Source organism: Actinoplanes sp. NPDC048791, assembly GCF_040650095.1.
GTDB lineage: Bacteria > Actinomycetota > Actinomycetes > Mycobacteriales > Micromonosporaceae > Actinoplanes.
Map to the genome: position 1 here is coordinate 1 of NZ_JBEZGQ010001010.1, position 2,978 is coordinate 2,978.

Annotated in this window: 1 protein-coding gene and 1 pseudogene; both read right to left on the reverse strand. The window is 74.1% G+C overall.

What is annotated here, in order from left to right; all coding sequences use genetic code 11:
- Positions 1 to 846 (reverse strand): PHP domain-containing protein (locus tag AB0C29_RS41280; RefSeq protein WP_360832669.1); only part of this gene is annotated, 846 nt, incomplete at its 3' end.
- Between the two features lie 12 nt (positions 847 to 858).
- Positions 859 to 2,790 (reverse strand): annotated as a pseudogene (locus tag AB0C29_RS41285) (DNA polymerase Y family protein).
- Positions 2,791 to 2,978 lie beyond the last annotated feature (188 nt).

Sequence of the window (2,978 nt, forward strand, 5' to 3'; positions counted from 1 at the left end):
TACGGCGGCCAGCGCGGTGGCCAGCCGGCGCCGCGCCGGGGTCGCATAGTGCACGTTGTTGGTCGCGACCACCTCCAGCCGGCGACTGCGGGCCAGCTCGTACAGGGCGTCGTTGCGGTCGTCGTCGTAGGGGTCGCCGTGCGCGGTCAGCTCCACCACGACATTGCTGCGGCCGAACAGCCGGACGAGCCGGTCCAGCTCGTACGCGGCCGCCGGCAGCCCGCCACCGGCCAGCGCCCGCGGCACACTGCCCTTGCGGCACCCGGTCAGCACGAGCACATGGTCACGCAGCACCGCGGCGACGTCCTCCAGCTCCCCGTACGCCGGTTTGCCCTTCTCCTCGCCGTCGAGCTGCCCGCGGGAGATGGTCCGGGCCAGCCGGGCGTACCCCTCGGGGCCGTGCGCGAGGGCGAGCAGATGCCGGCCCTCGGGGTCGGCCTCACCGTTCTGCGGCTTGGCCAGATCCAGCGACAACTCGGCGCCGAAAATCGTGGGCAACCCCAGCTCACGGGCGGCCTGCGAGAAACGCACGACCCCGTAGAACCCGTCATGGTCGGTGACGGCCAGTCCGGTGAGCCCCAGGCGGGCGGCCTCCTCGGCAAGCTCCTCCGGGTGGCTGGCGCCGTCCAGGAAACTGAAGTTGGTGTGGCAGTGCAGTTCGGCGTACCGGTCGCGGCTGGGTGCCCGGACCAGGGCCGGCGCCTGATAGGGCTGCCGCTTGCGGCTCCAGGCGGGGGAATCCCCGCCGTCGCCGTCGACGGCGAGCGGATCGACGACGTGCAGATGCTTGCCGGTGAGCGTGCCCTCCAGCTTGGACCACGGCATCCGCGGATTGTGGAAACTCATCGTCCGGGCGCCTCAGTCATAGATCGCCTCGATCGCCCAGTGCCCGGCGGCGAGGGAGAGCAGCAGGGCCCGGCCGTCGTCGAGGGAGACCTGGAAGCGGGCCCGACGACGAGCCTCGGCGGGGGCCCACCAGCGCTCGTCGACCGGCCACGGACCGGCCCAGCCGGCGATGACGACGGGGGCAGCCGGGCCGATGAGCAGGAAGGTGGGGTCGCCGGTGAGCTCGATGCGGGCGCTGACCCCGACGGGACGGCGGTCGGCATCGAGGACGACGGCGGGCAGGGCCTGCGGGAGGACCAGGGCCGGCGCGGGGCGGGGCAGACGACCGGGCCAGGGCGGCATCGGTATGGGCCGTTTGACGCCTTTGCGTCCTCGCTTCGGTCCTTCCTTGCGTGCCGCCGCTTCCGGCTTTCGTTCCCTTCCTTCCGTCTCCGCTGGCGCCTTCGGGGGCCGCGCTTCCGCTTCGAGCGTTCGCCCTTTCCCTCCCATCACCGCATCCGGCCGTGACCTGCCCGTTTCAGGCTTTTCGTGGGCGGCCGCCTCCCGGCTCGACTTGTCCGGAACTGCCCACAAGCGGGCACCGCTCCCCCACTCCTCGTCTTTTTCGGCCGCTAGCACTTCGGGTGGCGGACTCGGGAGAGCGACCAGCGCCGGCGGATCGACCAGGGAGACCACCGCCGGTTCGAGCGCCGGCAACGGAACGGCAGCCTCACCGGTGGGCCGGGCCGGGGTGCGCTCGTCACCCCACGGGACCAGGCGCACCTGGTCGTCCGCGGAACGCCCCCCGCCGAGCACGGCCGTCAGCACCGCTTCCGGCCCCAGCAGACCTTGGATGCGGCTCAGGGCGCGGTGGGCCCGTTCGCGTTCGGCGCCGGTGTCGCCCCAGAGGCCGGGTTGCAGGCCGAGGTGGACGAGGACACCGTCGGGGACGAGCCGCAGCCGGACCAGTCCGGCGGTGGGCCGGTTCGGTGCGCCACGCCGGGCGCCGGTGAGCCAGCCGTCGAGCTGCCACCGTACGCGTTCGGCGATGGCCGCGGCCGTGAGCAGGCCCTCGTGCCGCCAGACCCGGTGCAGTTCCTGGCCGTCGGCGGTGACCGCCTCGATGCCGAGCCGGGTGCAGGCCAGCCCGTGCGCGGCGAGCCGCTCGTGCAGCCGTTCGGCCCGCACCCGGCCGGCGAACGCGGGGACGTCGACGCGTTCCAGCGGCTCGTCGTAGGTGTCGCTGACGTCCAGGTCGGGCGGCGGCTGCCGCACCGCCAGCGGCCGATGGTCGAAGCCGCCGGCGAGCCGGTGCGCGAGCGCCCCGTCGAACCCGAACCGCGTGAGCACGTCGGAAGCGGGCAGGGCGGCGAAATCGCCGAGGGTCTTGACCCCCAACCGCCGGAGCAGGTCGGCCAGGTCGGGCCGCTCCAGCGCCTCGACGGGCACGGCGGCGAGAAACTCCCGGGTACGCCCGGAGCCGACGACCGTCCCGGACCGCGCGGCCAGCCCGGCGGCGAACACCCCGTCAGCGATGCCCACCTGACTCTCGACGGCACAGGCCTGAGCGACCTGCTCGACGATCCGCTCGGCGGCGAGTTCCTCACCCCCGAAGTACCGGGCGGGCCCCCGCGCGGCCAGCGCACAAGCCCCGGCCCGGATCACCTCGACCCCGACGGCAACCTCCTCGACGGCGGCGACCACCGGCTCGAAAGCCCGGGCATCCCGCCCCGGATCATGATCGACGACCACGAGCTGAGGACACCGGCTCTGCGCCTCCCGCCGCCGAAGCCCCCGCCGCACCCCGTCCGCACGGGCGGCTTCGGAACAGGCAAGAACTCTGTTCCCGTGGAGAACGGCTACGGCTCCGGAAGCTGGGATCCCCTCGACGATCTCGGCGGCGATGACGGGCCAGTCGGGGCACCAGAGGACGAGGGTGCGGACTCCGGCGGTGGTGGGGCTCACGCGTACCCCCCGGCCGCTTCTGGCGGTGCGGACGCCGGCGGGTCCGCTGCGGCGGCGCCGGCGGGTGGCCCTGGCCACGCTGCCCGGTCACGGCCGGGCGGCCGCGGCGGTGGGCGCAGTGGTCGTGCTGGCCGCAGTGCTCGCCGTGCTGGTGCTCCCGGCGCTGGTGCCGGTGCTGACGGGGTACG